Source organism: Pseudomonas sp. RC4D1 (assembly GCF_018390395.1).
Taxonomy (GTDB): domain Bacteria; phylum Pseudomonadota; class Gammaproteobacteria; order Pseudomonadales; family Pseudomonadaceae; genus Aquipseudomonas; species Aquipseudomonas danubii.
On the sequence record NZ_JAHBAW010000003.1, the window covers coordinates 792,155 to 811,481 of the forward strand.

The following is a 19,327-nucleotide window of genomic DNA, read 5'->3' on the forward strand; positions in this document are numbered from 1 at the left end:
ACGCCTTGATATCGCTGATAAATCACTTGACCGTCTGCCGTTGCCACGGTTCAACCTTTTGTTGTGTAGCCGCTGCCGCAGGCTGCGAACGGCTTGGGCGGCATGCCGACGTAGCAGGCGCGGGGATCTTGAGGGCGGCAAAGGTTTGGCTGGGGATCGCCAGGCAAGGCCCTGCGGGCCTTTTCGCAGCCTCGCGGGCTCGGCAGCGGCTACAGGCCCTGCTGCAGGGCCGGGTCGTCGGGGTTCTGCTGTTCCAGCTGGGCCAGCAACACCTGGACGTTCTGCAACTGGCCGCTCTCTTTCCAATAGTTGATCAGCAGCACCCGCGCCTTGCGGTTGTAAGGCTGGCGCTGGACGATTTCCTCCAGTTGCTTCTGCGCCGCCTCCAGCTCCTGCTGGCTGTGCAGGGTGGTGGCCAGGTCGTAGCGGTAGGCGGCGTTGTTGGGTTCCAGTTCCACCGCCCGCGACAGGCCCAGCAGGGCGAATTCGCCTTGGCCGTGGTGCAGCAGCCAGAGCCCCAGGGCATGTTGCAGGTAGGCGGAGTCTTGCTGGGCCTGCAGTTGCTTGGCCAGCAACTGGCGGGCGGCGTCGCTCTGGCCTTGCTTGTCCAGCACTTCGATCTGCAGCACCACCGCTTGCAGGTTGTCCGGGGCCAGGCGCAGGGCCTGTTCCAGGGTCTGCTGGGCCTTGCTCAGGTTGGCGTTGTGCAGGTACAGGCGGGCCAGTTGGTATTGGGCCTCGACGTCGTCACCCCGGGTCTTGAGCACCTGGGTGTATTCGTCGATCACCTGCTGCAGCGGGCCGAAGTACAGGCCCTGGTCATCCGGGCTCAGGCCGAGCAGGGCGTCTACCGCGGCAAAGCGCACGCTTTGCTCATGATCGTCGAGCAAGGGGCCGAGCAGTAGGCTGCGCTGGCCACTGGGAACCAGGCCGAGCACGCTCTTGATCGCTGCTTTGCGCACCTCGGGCGAGGGGTGATAGAGGTCGGCGTCCGCCAGCTTCAGGGCCTGGGGGCTGGGGTAGTTGGGCAATACCGCCAGCAGGCGGGTGCGCTGCTGGTCATTGAGGTCGGGGCGCGCCAGTTGCTGGTACAGCACCCGTGCTGCGCCCGGCTGGCCGTTGCGGGCTTTCTCCAGGGCCGGGCCGTAGCCATGCTTGATCGCTTCGGGAACCGCTGGCGGGCTGCTGCGCAGAAAGGTCCAGGCCAGGGCCAGGGCGATAACGAGCAACAGGCTGATCAGCAGGTAGCGACGGGGCAGGGGCATGCAGGAATCCGGAAGCTGGCGACTTTTGGAAGGCGCAAGCTTCGGTCAGGAATGGGCCTGAGTCAAACCCGGGTTCAGGTCAGTACGTATTCCTGGGGTTGCAGTGGTGGCGGCAGGTCCCGGTGCCCCAGTGCGGCCAGGACTTCACGCTCCAGGCCGCGCAATAGAGCGTTGCACGGCAGATCATTGTCGTCGTAGCCAAAGGGGTCTTCGAGGTCATTGCCGATTTCGTCGAGGCCCAGGAAGGTGTAGCTGACGATGGCGGTGAAGATCGGTGTCAGCCAGCCCAGGGGCTCGGCCATGGCAAAGGGCAGGAGGATGCAGAACAGGTAGATGGTGCGGTGCAGCAGCAAGGTGTAGGGGAAGGGCAGCGGGGTGTTCTGGATGCGTTCGCAGGCGGCCTGGACCTGGCTCAGGCTGACCAGGCGGGTTTCCATCTGGGTGTAGCGCCATTCACTGATCAGCCCCTGTTGCGCCCACTGCGAGCAGCGCTGGCCGATGCGTTGCAACTGGGCATCGGTGAGGTTGGGGTGCTGCGGGTCGATGTCGGCCTGGGCCCAGGGTTGCAGGGCGCGGGCTTCGTCTTCATGGCGCAGACGGGCAATCAGGCTGTGGGCGAAGCCGCAGAGGTCGCGCAGCAGGCCCTCGCGCTGGTGATGAGCGTCGATGATCAGGCTTTCGCGGATCAGCGAACGGACCTCGATGATCAACTGCCCCAACTGCTTGCGGCCTTCCCACCAGCGGTCGTAGCAAGCGTTGTTGCGAAAACTCATGAAGATCGACAGCGACAGGCCCAGCAGGGTGAAGGGCGTGGCATTGACCTTGGAGAAATAGGTGGGCTGCAGGGTTTCCACCAGGACGATGACCGACGCCAGCAGGGTGATCAGCACGCAGCGCAAGGCAATGCGCTTGGCGATCGAGCCCTTGAGGGCAAAGAGGATGCTGATCAGGTTGGGCTTGGGGCGGACGATCATGAGGGCTGAGGCCAGGGCAATTACGCGGCGAGTGAAGAGTAGGAGGGCGCTGTAGGGCTGTCCAATCGCAACGATCGACCGAATGATCGATTGTCTCTATCGGCCGCCGGCCCTTGCCTGACGATTGCCCGCGGAGCCTTGAGCGGCCTTGCGATCCTGGCGTCCCTTCGGGCCGTTCGCAGCCTGCGGCAGCGGCTACAGGGAGCTGTGTAGCTGCTGTCGAGCCTGCGGCGAGGCTGCGCGAAGGTCCGCAGGACCTTGCTTGGCGATGTCGTGGCAAAAAAAAGCCCCGCGACCGAATGATCCACGGGGCAAAACATTGGTTGGTTGCGGCCAACCAAAGGAGCTCGTTGCAAATCCTTACTGGCTGGCCACCGTCTCCGGCTGCCAGCCACCGCCCAGGGCCTTGTAGATGGCGACAATGCCGCGGTACAGGTCGACTTCGGCCTGGGCCTGGGCATCTTCGGCCGCCAGCCGTTCACGCTGGGCGTCCAGCAGCACCAGGAAGTCCACGGTGCCTTCGCGGTAGCGGATCTCGGCCAGGTCCGCGGCGGCTCGGCTGGACTCGCTCTGACGAATCAAGGAGATCAGCCGTTGCTGGCGCTTGCCGTAGTCGCTGAAGGCGTTTTCCGATTCTTCCAGGGCCAGCAGCACTTGCTGCTCGTAGCTGGCCAGGGCGCCGTCGGCATTGGCGTCGGCACCCCGCAGGCGGGCCCGTACGCTGCCCAGGTCAAAGGCCGCCCAGGTGATGCTCGGGCCCAGGGCCCAGGCACTGGCCGCCGATGAGCCGATCTGTGAACCGCGTCCGGCGGTGAAGCCGAGGAAGCCGCTGAGGCTGACCCGTGGAAACAGGTCGGCCTTGGCCACGCCAATCCGTGCGGTGGCCGCCGCCAGCTGGCGTTCGGCGCTGAGGATATCGGGACGACGTTGCAGCAGCTCGCCCGGGTCGCCAATCGGCAGGGCCTTGGCAATCGCCGGCAGCTGCGCCGGCGACAGGTCGACGCTGAGCTGGTCCGGACGCTCACCCAGCAGGGTGGCGATGCGGTTGCGCTGGCGGGTCTGCTCGGCCTGCAACTGCGGCACGCTGGCTTCCACCGAGGCCAGGCGGGCATCGGCGCGGACCACGTCGAGCTGGTCGCCGACCCCGGCGTCGCGCAGGCTTTCGGTGATCTTGCGCGAGGCCTGCTGGTTGTCCAGGTTGGCCAGGGCGATCTTTTCCCGCAGCTGTGCGCCGCGCAACTGGCCGTAGGCGTCAACCAGCTCGGCGATCATGGTCACTTGCAGCTGATACAGGTCGGCCTCGGCGGCTTGCTGGTCGGCGTCGGTGGCTTCCAGGTTGCGCTGGATGCGGCCAAACAGGTCCAGCTCCCAGGCCATGTCCAGGCCCAGGTCGTAGCGCTCGCTCTTGACCCGCTTGGTGGTCTGCCCCGGAATCTGCCCCTTGGCTTGGTCGCTGCTGGCGCGGCTGGTGATGGTGGGCATGGCGTCATTGCTGGCGTCATCGCGAATTGCCCGGGCGGCCCGCAGGCGAGCGAAGGCCACCCGCAGTTCACGGTTGCCCTGCAAGGATTTGCTCACCAGCTGGTTCAGGGTCGGGTCATCGAACTGCTGCCACCAGATGCCTTCGAAGCGTGCGCGGTCGAAGTTCTTCTGGCCCGCGGCGCCATCGGTGGCGGCGCTGATGTGCGCCGCCTCGGTGGTTGGGCTCTGGTAGTCCGGACCGACGGCGCAGGCACCGAGGGCCAGCACCAGCAGGCTCGGCAGGAAGACTTTGGCACTCATTGTTGCGTCTCCAGTTGCAGGGCGCGGGCGGCTTTGCGGGCCTCGCTGCGCTCCACATAATTGCGGATCAGGACATAGAACACTGGGGTCAGCAGCAGGCCGAAGAAGGTCACCCCGAGCATCCCGGAGAACACTGCGACGCCCATGGCGTGACGCATTTCCGCACCGGCGCCGCTGGAGATCACCAGGGGCACCACGCCCATGATGAAGGCGAAGGAGGTCATCAGGATCGGCCGCAGACGCAGGCGGCAGGCTTCCAGTACCGCCGCCAGCGGGTCGAGGCCTTCCTCTTGCTTGTCCTTGGCGAACTCGACGATCAGGATCGCGTTCTTGCAGGCCAGGCCCACCAGTACGATCAGGCCGATCTGGGTGAAGATGTTGTTGTCGCCACCGGAGATGATCACCCCGGTAATCGCCGACAGCAGGGTCATCGGCACGATCAGGATCACCGCCAGCGGCAGGCTCCAGCTCTCGTATTGCGCGGCCAGTACCAGGAAGGCCAGCAGCACGCAGAGCGGGAAGACGAACAGGGCGGTGTTACCGGCCAGGATCTGCTGGTAGGTCAGCTCGGTCCATTCGTAGGTCATGCCGTTGGGCAGTTCTTCCTTGAGCAGTTTCTCGATCGCCGCTTCCGCTTGCCCGGAGCTGTAGCCCGGGGCGGCCGCGCCGTTGATTTCCGCGGTAACGAAGCCGTTGTAGTGCATCACGCGGTCGGGACCGGCGGTGTCGCTGACCTTGATGAAGGTCGCCAGGGGAATCATCTCGCCCTTGTTGTTGCGCACTTTCAGCTGGCCGATCTGTTCGGGCTCGAGACGGAACTGCTGCTCGGCCTGGACGTTGACCTGGTAGGTGCGGCCAAAGCGGTTGAAGTCGTTGGCATACAGCGAACCCAGGTAGATCTGCAGGGTGTCGAAGATGTCGGAAATCGCCACGCCGTGGGTCTTGGCCTTTTCCCGGTCGATGGCCGCGTCCACCTGAGGCACGTTGACCTGGTAGCTGGTGAACAGCCCGGCCAGTTCCGGCACGCTGCGGCTCTTGGTGATGACGTTCTGCACTTCTTTATACAGCTCGTCGTAACCCAGCCCGCTGCGGTCTTCCACTTGCAGGCGGAAGCCACCAATGGTCCCCAGGCCCTGTACCGGCGGCGGTGGGAAGATCGCCATGTAGGCGTCCTGGATATCGGCGTACTTGCCGTTCAGGGCGCCGGCGATGGCCCCGGCGGACATGCTCGGGTCCTTGCGCTCATCGAAGGGCTTCAAGGTGACGAAGACGATGCCGTTGTTCGGGCTGTTGGTGAAGCCGTTGATCGACAGGCCGGGGAAGGCCACCGCGCTTTCCACGCCGGGCTGCTTGAGGGCGATGTCGGACATGCGCTTGATCACGTCTTCGGTGCGGTCCAGGCTGGCGGCGTCCGGCAGTTGGGCGAAGGCCACCAGGTACTGCTTGTCCTGGGCCGGCACGAAGCCGGTCGGGGTGTGGGCGAAGCCGAACCAGGTCAGCACCATCAGGCCGGCATAGAGGAACAGGGCGATGCCGCTGCCGCGGATGACCCGGCGCACGGTGCCGACGTAGCCATGGCTGGCGCGATCGAAGAAGCGGTTGAAGGGTTTGAACAGCCAGCCCCCCAGCAGCTTGTCGAGGATCTTCGAGAAGCGGTCCTTGGGCGCATGGTGTTCCTTGAGCAGTACCGCGGCCAGGGCCGGCGACAGGGTCAGGGAGTTGAAGGCCGAGATCACCGTGGAGATGGCAATGGTCAGGGCGAACTGCTTGTAGAACTGCCCGGTCAGGCCGCTGATGAAGGCAGCCGGTACGAACACCGCGCACAGCACCAGGGCGGTGGCGATGATCGGGCCGGTCACTTCACGCATGGCGCGTTGGGTGGCCTCCACCGGGTTCAGCCCCAGGCCGATGTTCCGTTCGACGTTCTCCACCACCACGATGGCGTCGTCCACCACGATACCGATGGCCAGCACCAGGCCGAACAGCGACAGGGCATTGAGGGAGAAGCCGAACAGGTGCATCACCGCGAAGGTGCCGATCAGCGACACCGGTACGGCCACCAGCGGGATGATCGAGGCGCGCCAGGTCTGCAGGAACAGGATCACCACCAGTACCACCAGGATCAGCGCTTCGAACAGGGTGTGCACCACCGCTTCGATGGAGCCGCGGACGAAGATGGTCGGGTCGTAGACGATGCTGAAGTCCATGCCCTGCGGGAAGCTCTGCTTGAGTTCGGCCATCTTGGCCCGCACTTCATTGGAGATCTCGATGGCGTTGGAGCCCGGGCGCTGGAAGATCGGGATCGCCACTGCCGGCTGGTTGTTGAGCAGCGAACGCAGGGCGTACTGGCTCGACCCCAGTTCGATGCGGGCGATGTCTTTCAGGCGAGTGATCTCACCGTCTTCGCCTGAGCGAATGATGATGTTCTCGAACTCTTCCTCGGTGACCAGTCGGCCCTGGGTGTTGACCGACAGCTGGAAGCTGGTGGCGCTGGGCGCAGGTGGTGCGCCCAGGGCACCGGCGGCGACCTGACGGTTCTGTTCACGGATCGCAGTGACCACGTCGGTGGCGGTCAGGTTGCGCGAAGCGGTCTTGTTCGGATCGAGCCAGACCCGCAGCGAGTAGTCGCCCATGCCGAACAGCTGTACATCCCCCACGCCGCCCAGGCGCGCCAGCTCATCCTTGATGTTGAGCAGGGCGTAGTTGGACAGGTAGAGCATGTCGTAGCGTTTGTCCGGCGAGGTCAGGTGGACCACCATGGTCAGGTCCGGAGAGGCCTTGTCCACGGTGATACCGATGCGCGTCACTTCTTCCGGCAGCTTGGGCTGGGTGCGGGTTACGCGGTTCTGCACCTGCACCTGAGCGTTGTCCAGGTCGGTGCCCAGGGCGAAGGTGATGGTCAGGGTGATCTTGCCGTCGGCGGTGGATTGCGAGGACATGTAGAGCATGTTCTCGACTCCGGTGATGGCTTGTTCCAGTGGCGCGGCCACGGTTTCACCGATGACTTTCGGGTTGGCCCCCGGGAAGTTGGCGCGCACCACCACGGTGGGCGGCACCACTTCCGGGTATTCGCTGATGGGCAGCTGGAACAGCGAGATGGCGCCGGCGATCAGGATCAGCAGCGACAGCACCGCGGCGAAGATCGGCCTTGAAATGAAAAACTGGGAAAAATTCATCTTGAGAGTCGTCCCTTAACCGCGCGGTGTCGCAGCGGCGAGTTTCACAGCCGGAGCCGCCTTGGCAGGGGTGACCTGCGGCAGGTTGCTGGCTTCCAGTGCTTGGCGTTGTTGGGCCAGGGCGGCGAGGGTTTCCTGGCTGGCCATGGGGATCACTTCAGGTGTGACCGGGGCACCGGGACGTGCCCGCTGCAAGCCCTTGACGATGATGGTGTCGTCCTTGCTCAGCCCGTTGCGTACGATGCGCAGGCCTTCGATCTTCGGCCCCAGCTCCACGGCGCGGTAGGCCGGCTTGTTGTCGGCGTCCATCACCAGCACGAACTTCTTGCCCAGGTCGGTGCCCACGGCCTCGTCATTGATCAGCATCGCCGAGTAGGTGCCGCTGCCCACCAGTTTCAGGCGCGCATACAGGCCCGGGGTGTAGCTGCCGTCACGGTTGTCGAACACGGCGCGGCCGCGGATGGTGCCGGTCTTGGGGTTGACCTGGTTGTCGACGAAGTTCATCTGGCCCAGGTGCGGGTGGCCTTCTTCATTGGACAGGCCCAGGTACACCGGGGTGGTCTGGCCGCGCTGACCCTGGCGGGCGAGTTGGGTGTACTTGAGGTACACACGTTCGTCGGCGTCGAAGTAGGCGTAGACCTTGTCGGTGGACACCAGGCTGGTGAGCGGGGTGACATCGGCGGTCACCAGGTTGCCGGCGGTGATCTGTGCGCGGCTGACGCGACCGCTGATGGGGGCCACCACCCGGGTAAAGCTCAGGTTGAGCTTGGCCAGGTCCAGTTGAGCCTGGATCGCATCGACTCCGGCCCGGGCTTCCTGGGCGGCGCTGCTGCGGGTGTCGGCCAGCTCGGCGGAAATCGCGTTGCTGGTCAGCAGGCGCTGGCCGCGCTGGGCTTCGTTGGCACTGCGGGTGGCGGTGGCCCGGGCTTGTTGCAGCTGGGCTTCGAGGCGGCGGACTTCAGCCTGGAAGGGGCGCGGGTCGATCTGGAACAGCAGGTCGCCTTTCTTCACCAGGGCGCCTTCGGTGAACGCCACCTGATCGATCTGGCCCGAGACCCGTGGCCGGATTTCCACGGTTTCCGGGGCTTCCAGGCGTCCGGTGAACTCATCCCATTCGTTGACCGGCTGCTCCAGCACCTTGGCCACACTGACCTTGGCAGCGGGCGGGGCGGAGGCGGTTTCCGGGGCTTTGCCGCAGGCACTCATGACCAGAACGGCGAGGGCGGCTAAGGGGTAACGCAAGAGTTTGACTGACTGGTCCATGGTTCATCCGCCAAGGTAATTTGAGATGGGCGGATGATGCTCGGCAGGGTGGTATCTCACGAATCGAATGAAGCGAAGGTAACTATCATTCGGAATGATATAAGCCCCAAGCGAGCCCTCTAGCCTGCACCTTTCGTTAGGGTGCTATCAATCCCCTGGTATGCAATTGATTGTTGCCGCATACGCAACATTGCCCGCCGGAGCAGGGGGCAGCTGTCGGCGAACAGGCCCTCCTGTCTTTGTATTCGGGCATTGCAGAGATTGTTTGAACGGCTCGCAGGCGCCTGTCGCGCAGGGACCTTCTGCGGGTCATGCGGGGCGTGTTGAGCGCTTTTTGCAGATGACTCCACTTGACAGCGAAGGGTTTGAAGACGCGTAATATGTCGCAATGTTAACGTTAACCTAGATAAGAACAAGAGGGTCGTCACATGCAGCTTGCCGCCAAACGCGAGTACTGGCTTATCAGTGGTTTATTGTTTTTCTTCTTCTTTTCGTGGTCATCCAGCTATTCGCTGTTCTCTATCTGGCTGCATCGAGTCATTGGCTTGAATGGCACGGAAACCGGGTTCATTTTCGCCGCCAACGCCATTGCGGCGTTGCTGGTTCAGCCCTTCTACGGCGCTCTTCAAGACCGCCTCGGGCTGTCCAAAAAGCTGTTGGTATGGATTGGCATCTTGCTCTGCGCTGCGGCCCCGTTTGCCATTTATGTCTACGCCGGCCTGTTGGCGCAGAACGTGGTGCTCGGCGCCTTGGTCGGTGCGGCGTTTCTGGCGCTGGCGATGCTGGCAGGCGTGGGGGTAATCGAGTCCTACACGGAGCGTTTGTCACGTCATGCGGGGTTCGAGTTTGGAACCACCCGAATGTGGGGATCGTTGGGCTGGGCCAGCGCGACCGGTGTGGTCGGCGTGGTGTTCAACATTGATCCTGACATTGCTTTTTACATGAGCAGCGCCGCCGGCGTCGTGTTCCTGCTGATCCTGTCCCGCCTGGACCTTGACCGTTTGAACCAGCCGGCTGCCCAGGCGGGCACCATTGCCCACCCCGTGCGCCTGAACGATCTCTGGAAGTTGCTGACACTCCCGCGATTCTGGGCTTTCAGCCTCTACCTGACGGGGGTGTGCGGGATCTACATGATCTACGAGCAACAGTTTCCGGTGTATTTCTCCTCGTTTTTCCCGACCCCGGAGGAGGGCACCCGCGCCTATGGCTACCTGAACTCGTCTCAGGTGCTGGTCGAGGCGGTCTTGATGCTGTTTGCACCCTGGGTGGTCAGCCGTACAGGCGCCAAATACGGGCTGATCCTGGCCGGCAGCATCATGTTTGTACGCATCCTTGGCTCCGGGATGGCAACGCAGGCCTGGGCTATCGCCGCCTGCAAGATGTTGCACGCCTTGGAAGTGCCCATCTTGCTGGTCTCGATATTCAAATACATTTCGCTGAACTTCGACTCTCGGCTGTCCGCCTCGATCTACCTGGTGGGATTCCAGTTCGCCCAGCAATTGACCGCCATGCTGCTATCGCCGCTGGTGGGCTACGGCTACGACCATTTCGGTTTCTCCAGCGTCTACGTGCTGATGGCAGGCCTGGTCGGCGTTTGCCTGTTGCTGTCATGGACCTTGTTGCGCAAGGACCCCGTGCGCGGCGCCGCTCAAGACCGGTCTGGCGATTCGCCGGAGCTGCCTGCCATCGCTCAATCTGCCCTTCGTTATGAACCCTAGACAGGAACCGGCCATGCACGCTGCACTGTTAGAGCAAGCGCATCGCGCTATCGAAAAAAAGCTGCCCGAGCGGGAGGATGACTATCGCCTGGCCTATCACCTTGCGCCGCCGGCAGGATGGATGAATGACCCGAACGGCCTGGTGTTTTTTCGCGGTGAATACCATGTGTTCTACCAACATCATCCCTATTCGGCTAAGTGGGGGCCGATGCACTGGGGGCATGCCAAGAGCCGCGACCTGGTGCACTGGGAGCATCTGCCCATCGCGCTGGCGCCTGGCGACGCCGATGACCGCGATGGCTGCTTTTCAGGATCTGCGGTGGTCGCGGACGACAGGCTGTACCTGATCTACACCGGGCATACCTGGCTGGGTGCGCCGGGTGATGAGCGGCACATTCGTCAGGTCCAGTGCCTGGCCAGCAGCATCGATGGCGTTTCGTTCAGCAAGCACGGGGCGGTGATCGATACGGCGCCTGAGCCGAGCATCATGCATTTTCGCGATCCCAAGGTGTGGCGGCGAGGAGAGCAGTGGTGGATGGCCCTGGGCGCTCGCCAAGGCGACGACCCGCTGCTCCTGCTCTATCGCTCCGACGATCTGCATCACTGGAAGTACCTCAGGTGCGCGCTGCAGGGGCGACGCGAGTCGGACGGCTACATGTGGGAGTGTCCGGACCTGTTCGAACTCGATGGCAACGATGTGTTTCTCTATTCGCCTCAAGGCCTGAAGCCCAGCGGTTATGACAACTGGAACAAGTTCCAGAACAGCTATCGGATGGGCCTGCTGGACGACCGTGGATACTTCAGCGAGTGCGGTGAGCCGCGTGAACTGGATCATGGCCACGATTTTTATGCGGCGCAGACCCTGCTGGCGCCGGACGGACGCCGCCTGTTGTGGGCCTGGATGGACATGTGGGAGAGCCCGATGCCGAGTCAGGCGCAGCACTGGTGTGGTGCGCTGTCGCTGCCTCGTGAACTGAGCCGTAATGGCGAGCGCCTGCGCATGCGGCCGGCTCGCGAGCTGAAGGCGCTACGCCAGTCGCAACGGACACTGGCGATCGGCGTGGTCGAATCCGGCAATTGCCTGCTCGATGAGCGAGGGACGTTACTGGAGTTCGAACTGTCCCTGGACCTGGCTGGCAGCACTGCTGAGCGCTTTGGGCTGGCGCTGCGTTGCAGTGAGGATCAGCAAGAGCGGACCCTGGTGTATTTCGATGCGATGGCGCGCCGCCTGGTGCTGGACAGGCAACACTCGGGAGTGGGGGTGAGCGGTGCGCGCAGCGTGCCGATAGCCAAGGGACAAACGCGGATAGACTTGCGGATTTTCCTTGATCGTTCGTCTATCGAGGTGTTTGTCGATGACGGCGCTTATAGCTTGAGCAGCCGGATCTATCCTCGTCCGGACAGCCAGGCGGTCATGGCGTTTGCGGTCAATGGCAGCGCTGGGTTTGGCGATGCGTCGGTCTGGCACCTGGCCGATCTGCGCCTCTGACCCTGGTGATCGGCCATGGGCGCGCGACGTCTGGCGATGTGTTGTCATGCTTTTGCCAAGCATGACATGATGCCCGGCCATACAAGCATTGGCACCTGCGAATGGCCTCAGTTAAAGATGTCGCGCACCTCGCAGGGGTTTCCTTGATGACGGTGTCCAGGGCGCTCAATACCCCGGAAAAAGTCAATCAGGAAACCCTGGCGAAAGTCCTGCAAGCGGTTGAGACCCTGGGTTATGTCCCCAGTCTTTCTGCCCGACAGATCCGCGGCGGCGCTTCCCGTAGCAAAACCATTGGCGTCTTCGCGCTGGATACCGCCACCACGCCCTTCGCCGTGGAAATGCTCCTGTCCATGGAGCGCACCGCCCGGGAACACGGCTGGAATGTCTTCATCCTCAACGTGTTCGAAGTGCCGCCGAGCCAGCAGACCATCGACCTGATGCTGTCCCACCAGCCTGACGGAATCATCTTCAGCGCCATGCAGCTGCGGACCATCGAGATCCCCCCGGCGTTGCGCAGCCTGCCGCTGGTGCTGAGCAATTGCATGAGCCTTGAGTCCGGGGTGGCCTGTTATGTGCCTGACGATGCCGACGGCCAGTATCAGGCTGTGCGGCATGCGCTCAAGCGTGGCTACCGCCGTCCGTTGTGCATCAACCTGCCACAAGCCAGCCTGGCCTGGGAGCAGCGCCAGCTTGGATTGTGTCGAGCCCTCACTGAGGCTGGAATATCCGTGGCCGATGTTCCTCAATACAGCCTGTCCCAGGATGACGCCTATCAGGAAACGATCGCCGCGCTGGAGACGCAATTGCAAGCGTCGCAAGGAGCGCCAGCGTTCGATCTTCTTATCTGTGGTAACGACCGCATCGCTTTGCTGGCTTACCAGTACTTGCTAAGTCGCGGTCTGCGTATTCCGCAGGACGTGGCGGTTCTGGGGTACGACAACATGATCGGTGTTGCCGAGCTGTTCTATCCGCCGCTCAGTACCGTGCAGTTGCCGTATTACGAGATGGGGCGGCGTTCTGCTCAATACCTCATCGAGCGCTGGGAACAGCCGACGATTCACAGGGTTGCGTGCCCGCTGGTGGAACGCGAATCCTGCTGAACGGCATGGCTGACAGGACAATGCGCGCACCCGGTGGGTGCTCATGATCCTGGTGCTGGCGAATCGTCGGCCGGCCTTTACATTTTTTGACTGCAGATTCACTGATTAATACAACTCCGGCTTCAGCAAAGTTTGATACTGCGTGCTCTACCGTCCCGAAGGATTCTCCGCTCGGGGTATCGCTCCAAATGCACGAAAGGAATCATCCGGATGTATCTCTCTCATAGGCTCACGGGGATCGGTCTGTGTACCGCGTTGTTTGTCCTGGCAGGTTGCGCGCCCACTTCAATAGCCGGACTCGGGGCCAACAATGTGCGCATCACCCACAACGAACCGGGACGTGAATGCCAGTTTCTTGGTGATGTCACCGGCAGTCAGGGCGACTTTTTATTGGGCAGTATCACGGGTAACGCCAATCTCGAAACCGGCGCCCGCAACGACCTGAAAAACAAGGCCGCGGCGCTGGGGGGCAACCGGGTTTACCTGCTCACTCAGCGCGCAGGGCAGACCGGTTCGGACAATCGCCTGGAGCAAACCAACGTGACGCTTTCGGGCAATGTCTATCGCTGTCCCGAGTCCTGAGCCGGCGGCCTGCCGCTGAGCGCTGAACATCTTTCCCCGTCAATGGCCGAGCTGTCAGCGCTATGGATGTCGGCATCGGTTCGGGAGCGGTCAGCGCCGGGATCTGCGTCCGCTGCTGCCAATGATCATGCGCTGGTGATGTGTTGAACGGAGCGCTCGGCCATTTCTGCTGCCGAGCCCGCAGCAGGATGATGCTTGCAGCGGGCGCCTCAGGAGGGGAGGGACAGCAACCAGGCGCTGAAGGTCTTGAACGCCGGAAAGTGCTGGTAGCGCGCGGCACAGGTCAGGTAATAGTTGCGGCCGCTTTCCATGGGGTCGAACAGCTTGACCACGGCTCCAGACTCGATTTCCTCCTGCACCAGGATATCGGGAACCAGCCCGATACCTATGCCTGCGGCCACCGCCTGGATCAGGTGGGCGGTGAGCTCGAAGCTGGGACCCGTGCGCATTTTCTGGTGATCCAGGTTGTTGAAGTCGAACCAATCAGACCAGCCGTTGGGGCGAGACACCACATTGAGCAGCAAATGATGGGGGAGCTCGTCCAGCGATAGCTCGGGGTTGCCTGCCAGGGCCTTGGGGCTGGCGATGACGATCAGTTTTTCTCGCAGCAGCAGGTGCGACACGTAGCCCGGCCAGTCCCCTTTCCCCGCACAGATGATGGCCTGCATGTCGCCCACGCTGGAGGGGTTGTCGGCGTGAATGATCCTTGAATGGATATGCACCAGGTTCCTGGGATGACGGGCATAAAACTCATGCATTTTCGGCAGCAGCCATTTTGAGCCGAACGTCGGAAGCACCGCCAGGTTCAACGGGCCATCTTCTTCCTTGAAGGCAATGGTCTGCAGGGTGGCGCTGCGAATGCGCCCCAATGCGGCGCTGAGCTCATGCTGGTACAGGGCGCCGGCGGCGGTGAGTTCGATTTTTCTGCCCTCGCGCTTGAACAGCGAGATCTCCAGCTGCGATTCCAGGGCCTGCACTTGCCGGCTGACCGCGCTTTGGGTCAGGGCCAGTTCGTCCGCGGCTTTGGTGAAGCTGCAATGGCGGGCGGCGGCCTCGAAGGCGACCAGCAGGGACATTGAAGGGGTCAGTCGGCGTGGGTTCATTCATAAAGCTCATGCAAAAGCTGCAGGTTTTACGTTTGTGTGAAACGTCTTGGCCCCACAAAATCGTGGGTGCGCCCCTTGCCATGCAGCAGCTGTCGGGGGGTAAGCATACATAACGAGAATGCTCAGATTAGCGGTATCGCCAGTAGGAATTCCAGCATGATTGCCCGGTTGTCTCCCCATGAAGTCAAAAACCCAGCCTGCGAGTTGTTCCTGGCTCGCCTGGAACAGGAAGGTTTCCAGGGAGAAATCGCTCGCGATCATGGGCTCAGGACCGTGCTGGCGACCGACAACTCGATCTATCAGCGCCTGCCGCAAGCCGCGGTGTTTCCGCGCAATGTGCAGGATGTTCAGCTGTTGGCCCGCCTCGTGGCGCTGGCGCCATTCAGCTCGGTGGTACTCACGCCGCGGGGCGGAGGAACTGGCACCAATGGTCAATCGTTGACCAGCGGGATCGTGGTCGACTTGTCGCGCCACATGAACGGCATCCTTGAGATCAACGTCGAGGAGCGCTGGGTGCGGGTGCAAAGCGGCGTGGTCAAAGACCAGCTCAACGCGGCGTTGAAGCCCCATGGACTGTTTTTTGCGCCCGAGCTGTCGACGTCGAACCGGGCCACCATCGGCGGCATGATCAACACCGACGCAAGCGGCCAGGGCAGCTGCACCTATGGCAAGACCCGTGATCATGTCCTGGCGCTGTCGACCATTCTCATCGGTGGCGAGCGGCTCGACAGTGCGCCCCTGGAGCCTGAGCAGTGGCAGGCACAGGCCCGTCGCGAAGACAAGGTGGGCGCGATCCATCGCTGTGCATCGCAGATCGTGGAGCAATACGCCGAGCTGATCGAACACACCTTTCCCAAGCTGAACCGTTGCCTGACGGGGTACGACCTGGCGCATCTGCAGGAGCCCAACGAGCGACTCAATCTGAACAGTGTCCTGTGCGGCTCCGAAGGTTCGCTGGGTTTCATTGTGGAAGCCACGCTCAATGTGCTGCCTGTCCCCCGGTACTCGATCCTGGTCAATGTGCGGTATGCAGGCTTCATGGATGCGTTGCGCGACGCCAAGGCGTTGATGCAGCTCAAGCCGCTGTCCATCGAGACGGTGGACTCCAAGGTCCTCGGGTTGGCGATGAACGACATCGTCTGGCACGGCGTCGCCGAGTACTTTCCCCAAGACCCCGAGGTGCCGACCCTGGGCATCAACCTGGTTGAATTCAGCGGCGACGACGAGGCGGCCTTGCTGCAACGCGTGGATGAATTTGTCCTGCACCTGCAGCGTGACACCCGCGTGGTGCGATTGGGGCACACCCTGGCCGTCGGCGCCCAGGCAGTGCAGCGGGTCTACGCGATGCGCAAGCGGGCCGTGGGGTTGCTGGGCAATGTCAAAGGCTCCGCCCGGCCCCAGCCGTTCGTCGAAGATACCGCCGTTCCTCCCGAGCACCTGGCTGATTTCATTGCGCAGTTCCGCGAGTTGCTCGATAGCCATGGCCTGGAATATGGCATGTTCGGTCACGTGGACGCCGGGGTCCTGCATGTGCGGCCGATCCTGGACATGAAAGACCCCGCTCAGGCGGCCCTGATCCGGCCCATTTCCGACGCCGTCGCCGAGCTCACGCACAAGCACGGCGGCTTGCTCTGGGGCGAGCACGGCAAAGGGTTGCGGTCGCAATACGTGCCCGACTACTTCGGCGAACTCTATCCGGCCCTGCAGGAGCTCAAGGCGGCTTTTGACCCGCACAACCAACTCAACCCGGGCAAGATCGCCACGCCCAAGACGCTGCCCGACGCCCGGTTGACCCGGGTGGACGAGGTCCGGTTGCGGGGCGAGCTTGATCGCACCATCGATGAACGGGTCTGGTCGCACTACGACGCCGCGGTGCATTGCAACGGCAACGGCGCCTGCTACAACTTCGACCCCGATGACGCCATGTGTCCGTCCTGGAAAGGCACCCGCAATAGACTGCACTCGCCCAAGGGGCGCGCGTCGCTGGTGCGTGAGTGGCTGCGCTTGCAGGGCCAGCAAGGTGTCGATGTGCTGGAAGTGGCTCTCTCATCCAGGTCCGCGCTGCTCGGCCTGCCCAGGCGTGCGCTCAATACGCTGGCACGGAAGCTGGGCCAGAAAGACTTTTCCCACGAGGTCTACGAGGCGATGGCCGGGTGCCTCGCCTGCAAGTCCTGTGCGGGGCAGTGCCCGGTGAAAGTCAATGTGCCGGACTTTCGCTCGCGGTTTTTGCAGCTGTACCACAGTCGCTATCTGCGCCCGTTGAAGGATTACCTCATCGGTTCCCTTGAGTACACCATTCCCCACTTCGCCCGCGTGCCGCGCTTGTACAACGGGATCATCGGCTCGCGGATGGTGGGGGCGTTTCTGCGGCGGGTGGCCGGAATGATCGACAGTCCGCTGCTGAGCCTGCTGGATTTTGATGAGGTTTGCCGGCGGTGGAACGTGCGCGTGGCGTCGCCTGCGCTGCTTGAGCGGCTGGACGAGGCGCAACGGGCTCGCAGCGTGATTCTCGTGCAGGACGCCTTTACCCGTTACTTCGAAACACCGCTGCTGGCCGATTGGATCGAACTGATTTCCAGGCTGGGGTTTGAGGTGTATATCGCGCCGTTCGCGGCCAATGGCAAGCCGCTGCAGGTCCAGGGCTTTTTGAAAGCCTTCGCAAAGGCTGCGCATTGCAACGGCCGATCGCTGCGCCAGCTGCACCGATATCAGATTCCATTGGTGGGTCTTGATCCGGCGATGACCCTGGTTTATCGGCAGGAGTACGCCAAGACCCTGGGTCAGGATCAGGCCCCGAGCGTGCTGCTGCCGCAGGAATGGCTGGCCCAGGTACTGGTGCCGTCAGCGCTGGGCGCGGACCAGGAGACTTACCACTTTGTGCCGCACTGCACCGAGAAAACCAACGAGCCGGGCAGCGTGGCGCTGTGGCAGACGATCTTCGCCCGAGTCGGCCTGAAGTTGCAGGTGCAAGCCAGCGGCTGCTGTGGGATGTCCGGAACCTACGGCCACGAAACCCAGAACGCCGGGACCTCGGAGGTCATTTACCGCCAGTCCTGGGGCCCCTTGGTGGCCCGTCTCAATGGGGCCGGGCGCCTGCTGGCGGATGGCTACTCGTGCCGCAGCCAGGTCAAGCGCAAGGACGGACAGACCGTCCAGCACCCGCTCCAGGCCTTGCTGAAGTTGCTGCGCGGCGCCGACCAAGCTGGGCGTCTTCAGAAGCCGTAGAGCTGTGCCGGGTTGTCCACCAGGATCTGCTTGATCAGCGCGTCATCGTTTTCAACCCAGTCGAACAGCATCTCCAGCAGGCTGGCGTCGTTGGGCATCGGCACCGGTATGCACGGATGTGGCCAATCGCTTGCCCACAGCAGCCGGTTCGGATTGGCTTCGATCAACGCCCGGGCGTAGGGCGTTACGTCGTCATAAGGAAAGTCCTTCGACGCGGTAAAGCGATAGGCGCCGGAAAGCTTGACCCACACCCGGCCTTCTTGCAGCAGGCGCAGCAGGTCGGTGAATCCCGGGTGGTTCAGCCCGCAACTGGTGGGCATGTGCCCCATGTGGTCGATGACGACTGGCACCGGCAGGCTGGCCACGGTTTCGTACAAGTCGGCGAATTCGGTGATATCGATCAGCAACTGAAGGTGCCAGCCAAGGGGGGCGACTTTTTCCGCCAGGGCCGCAACATCCGATACCTCGACGCCACTTTTAAAGATCAGGTTGACGCGCACGCCGCGAACCCCGAGGCGATGCATCGCCTGCAGGGTTTGGCTATCGGTGTCGGTATCGATCACCACAACCCCGCGCAATGCGCTGCCCCCTTGCTTCAGCGCCGCCAGGGTGGTGCTGTTGTCCGCCCCGTAGACACTGGGTTGGACGATGACTGCGCGACTCAACCCCAGGGTTTTCTGGACGTGCTCAAAGGCCTCCAGGGGAGCGGGGGGCGGCGTGTAGGAACGGTGAGGGGAGAACGGTTGCCCATGCTCGTCACCAAAGACGTGGAAGTGGCAGTCGCATGCCCCGTCCGGCAAGGTGCGTTGCAGTTTGCGCGGCTCGGGATCCGGGCCTGCGCATTGCGGGGCATAGGTTTCGCCCAGCGAACTCATGCGAGTGATTTCCCAGCCTTGCAATCCCCGCAACCCATTGCGCTCGGCGGAGTTGATGATCTGTTGCCAGGTGGCGCGCCTGGCTAGGTCGGGGTCGCCGAGCTTGATCGCGTCAAAGATCGCCTGGTGTTCGGCCAGCAGGGTTTCGCCGAGGTCGCTCGAACGCACCAGGCGGTTCTCCAGCAAGGCCGCTTCGTAGACGTGGCTGCAGAGAAAGATGATGAAGTTGCGAAAGTACTCATTGCCTGTGGCGTCGGCAATGGCGCGCTTGAACTGCAGGCTGTGCTCCAGCATGTCCTGAGGGTTTTGCAGGCCGTCGCGCAGGGTGTCCAGCGCCGCCGCGATCTTGTTCAACTGATTGAGTGAGCGACGGCGGGCGGCCATGGCGGCTGCGGCGACTTCGAGGTCCAGGCGCAGTTCGTAGAGCTGGCGCAGCTTGGTGCTGTCGGTCAGTTCCTCTTGAGTGATGCGGAAGCTGCTCTGGTTGGCTTCGGTGGCAACAAACACCCCAAGCCCTTGGCGACTGATGACGAGGCCAGCCGAACTGAGCCGCGCCACGGCTTCACGCACGACATTTCGGCTAACGGCGAAGGCTTCGGCTAAGCGGCTTTCGGTGGGGATGCGATCACCGGGACGGAGTCGACCTTCACGTATTTCACTTTCCAGATAACGAAAGATCTCAACCGAGAAGTGATCACGTCGGCCAATTGCTTTTATAGTCATTTTTCTCAGTCATCGAATGTCGGTTTCAAAAGCTTGAAACGTAGAACGC

The 19,327-nt window shown here is 62.7% G+C and carries 12 protein-coding genes; 5 read left to right on the top strand and 7 right to left on the bottom strand.

Going from position 1 to position 19,327, the window contains the following annotated elements; all coding sequences use genetic code 11:
• Positions 1–209: 209 nt before the first annotated feature.
• From KHO49_RS28590 to mexE, 5 genes are all read right to left on the bottom strand, one after another.
• The gene (locus tag KHO49_RS28590) at positions 210–1,265 is read right to left on the bottom strand and encodes a HEAT repeat domain-containing protein (protein WP_102879593.1); all 1,056 of its coding nucleotides are present in this window, start codon (positions 1,263–1,265) and stop codon (positions 210–212) included.
• Positions 1,266–1,339: 74 nt separating this feature from the next.
• Entirely contained in the window at positions 1,340–2,239 is a 900-nt protein-coding gene (locus KHO49_RS28595) for a bestrophin family protein (protein ID WP_213666293.1), read from the bottom strand.
• 360 nt (positions 2,240–2,599) lie between these two features.
• The gene (locus KHO49_RS28600) at positions 2,600–4,021 is read right to left on the bottom strand and encodes an efflux transporter outer membrane subunit (protein ID WP_110651572.1); all 1,422 of its coding nucleotides are present in this window, start codon (positions 4,019–4,021) and stop codon (positions 2,600–2,602) included.
• Positions 4,018–7,197 (bottom strand): efflux RND transporter permease subunit, encoded by a 3,180-nt coding sequence (locus KHO49_RS28605; protein ID WP_102879591.1) that lies wholly within the window; start codon positions 7,195–7,197, stop codon positions 4,018–4,020. Before KHO49_RS28605 ends, KHO49_RS28600 begins: the two co-directional genes overlap by 4 nt.
• Positions 7,198–7,212: 15 nt before the next feature.
• Positions 7,213–8,460: a multidrug efflux RND transporter periplasmic adaptor subunit MexE gene (mexE, locus tag KHO49_RS28610; protein ID WP_110595588.1), complete on the bottom strand. Its 1,248-nt coding sequence runs from the start codon at positions 8,458–8,460 to the stop codon at positions 7,213–7,215.
• Positions 8,461–8,888: 428 nt separating this feature from the next.
• On the opposite strand from mexE, the gene KHO49_RS28615 reads away from it, so the two are divergent.
• The 4 genes from KHO49_RS28615 to KHO49_RS28630 all read left to right on the top strand — a co-directional run bounded on the left by KHO49_RS28615 (position 8,889) and on the right by KHO49_RS28630 (position 13,349).
• The gene (locus tag KHO49_RS28615; protein WP_170002424.1) at positions 8,889–10,178 is read left to right on the top strand and encodes an MFS transporter; all 1,290 of its coding nucleotides are present in this window, start codon (positions 8,889–8,891) and stop codon (positions 10,176–10,178) included.
• Positions 10,179–10,191: 13 nt separating this feature from the next.
• Positions 10,192–11,667, top strand: coding sequence for a glycoside hydrolase family 32 protein (locus KHO49_RS28620; RefSeq protein ID WP_110595589.1), 1,476 nt, complete (start codon positions 10,192–10,194; stop codon positions 11,665–11,667).
• A gap of 101 nt (positions 11,668–11,768) precedes the next feature.
• Positions 11,769–12,767, top strand: coding sequence for a LacI family DNA-binding transcriptional regulator (locus KHO49_RS28625; protein ID WP_102879587.1), 999 nt, complete (start codon positions 11,769–11,771; stop codon positions 12,765–12,767).
• Between the two features lie 210 nt (positions 12,768–12,977).
• Positions 12,978–13,349, top strand: a complete 372-nt coding sequence (locus KHO49_RS28630) for a DUF4156 domain-containing protein (RefSeq protein ID WP_213666294.1) — start codon at positions 12,978–12,980, stop codon at positions 13,347–13,349.
• A gap of 209 nt (positions 13,350–13,558) precedes the next feature.
• Here KHO49_RS28630 and KHO49_RS28635 read toward each other — a convergent pair whose 3' ends face one another.
• The gene (locus KHO49_RS28635; protein WP_110651576.1) at positions 13,559–14,452 is read right to left on the bottom strand and encodes a LysR substrate-binding domain-containing protein; all 894 of its coding nucleotides are present in this window, start codon (positions 14,450–14,452) and stop codon (positions 13,559–13,561) included.
• A 159-nt stretch (positions 14,453–14,611) separates the two neighbouring features.
• Between KHO49_RS28635 and ydiJ the strand changes: the two genes are divergently transcribed.
• Positions 14,612–17,680: a D-2-hydroxyglutarate dehydrogenase YdiJ gene (ydiJ, locus tag KHO49_RS28640; RefSeq protein WP_213666295.1), complete on the top strand. Its 3,069-nt coding sequence runs from the start codon at positions 14,612–14,614 to the stop codon at positions 17,678–17,680.
• Here ydiJ and KHO49_RS28645 read toward each other — a convergent pair.
• Positions 17,668–19,278 (bottom strand): amidohydrolase family protein, encoded by a 1,611-nt coding sequence (locus tag KHO49_RS28645; protein WP_213666296.1) that lies wholly within the window; start codon positions 19,276–19,278, stop codon positions 17,668–17,670. The genes ydiJ and KHO49_RS28645 overlap by 13 nt on opposite strands.
• Positions 19,279–19,327: the final 49 nt, after the last annotated feature.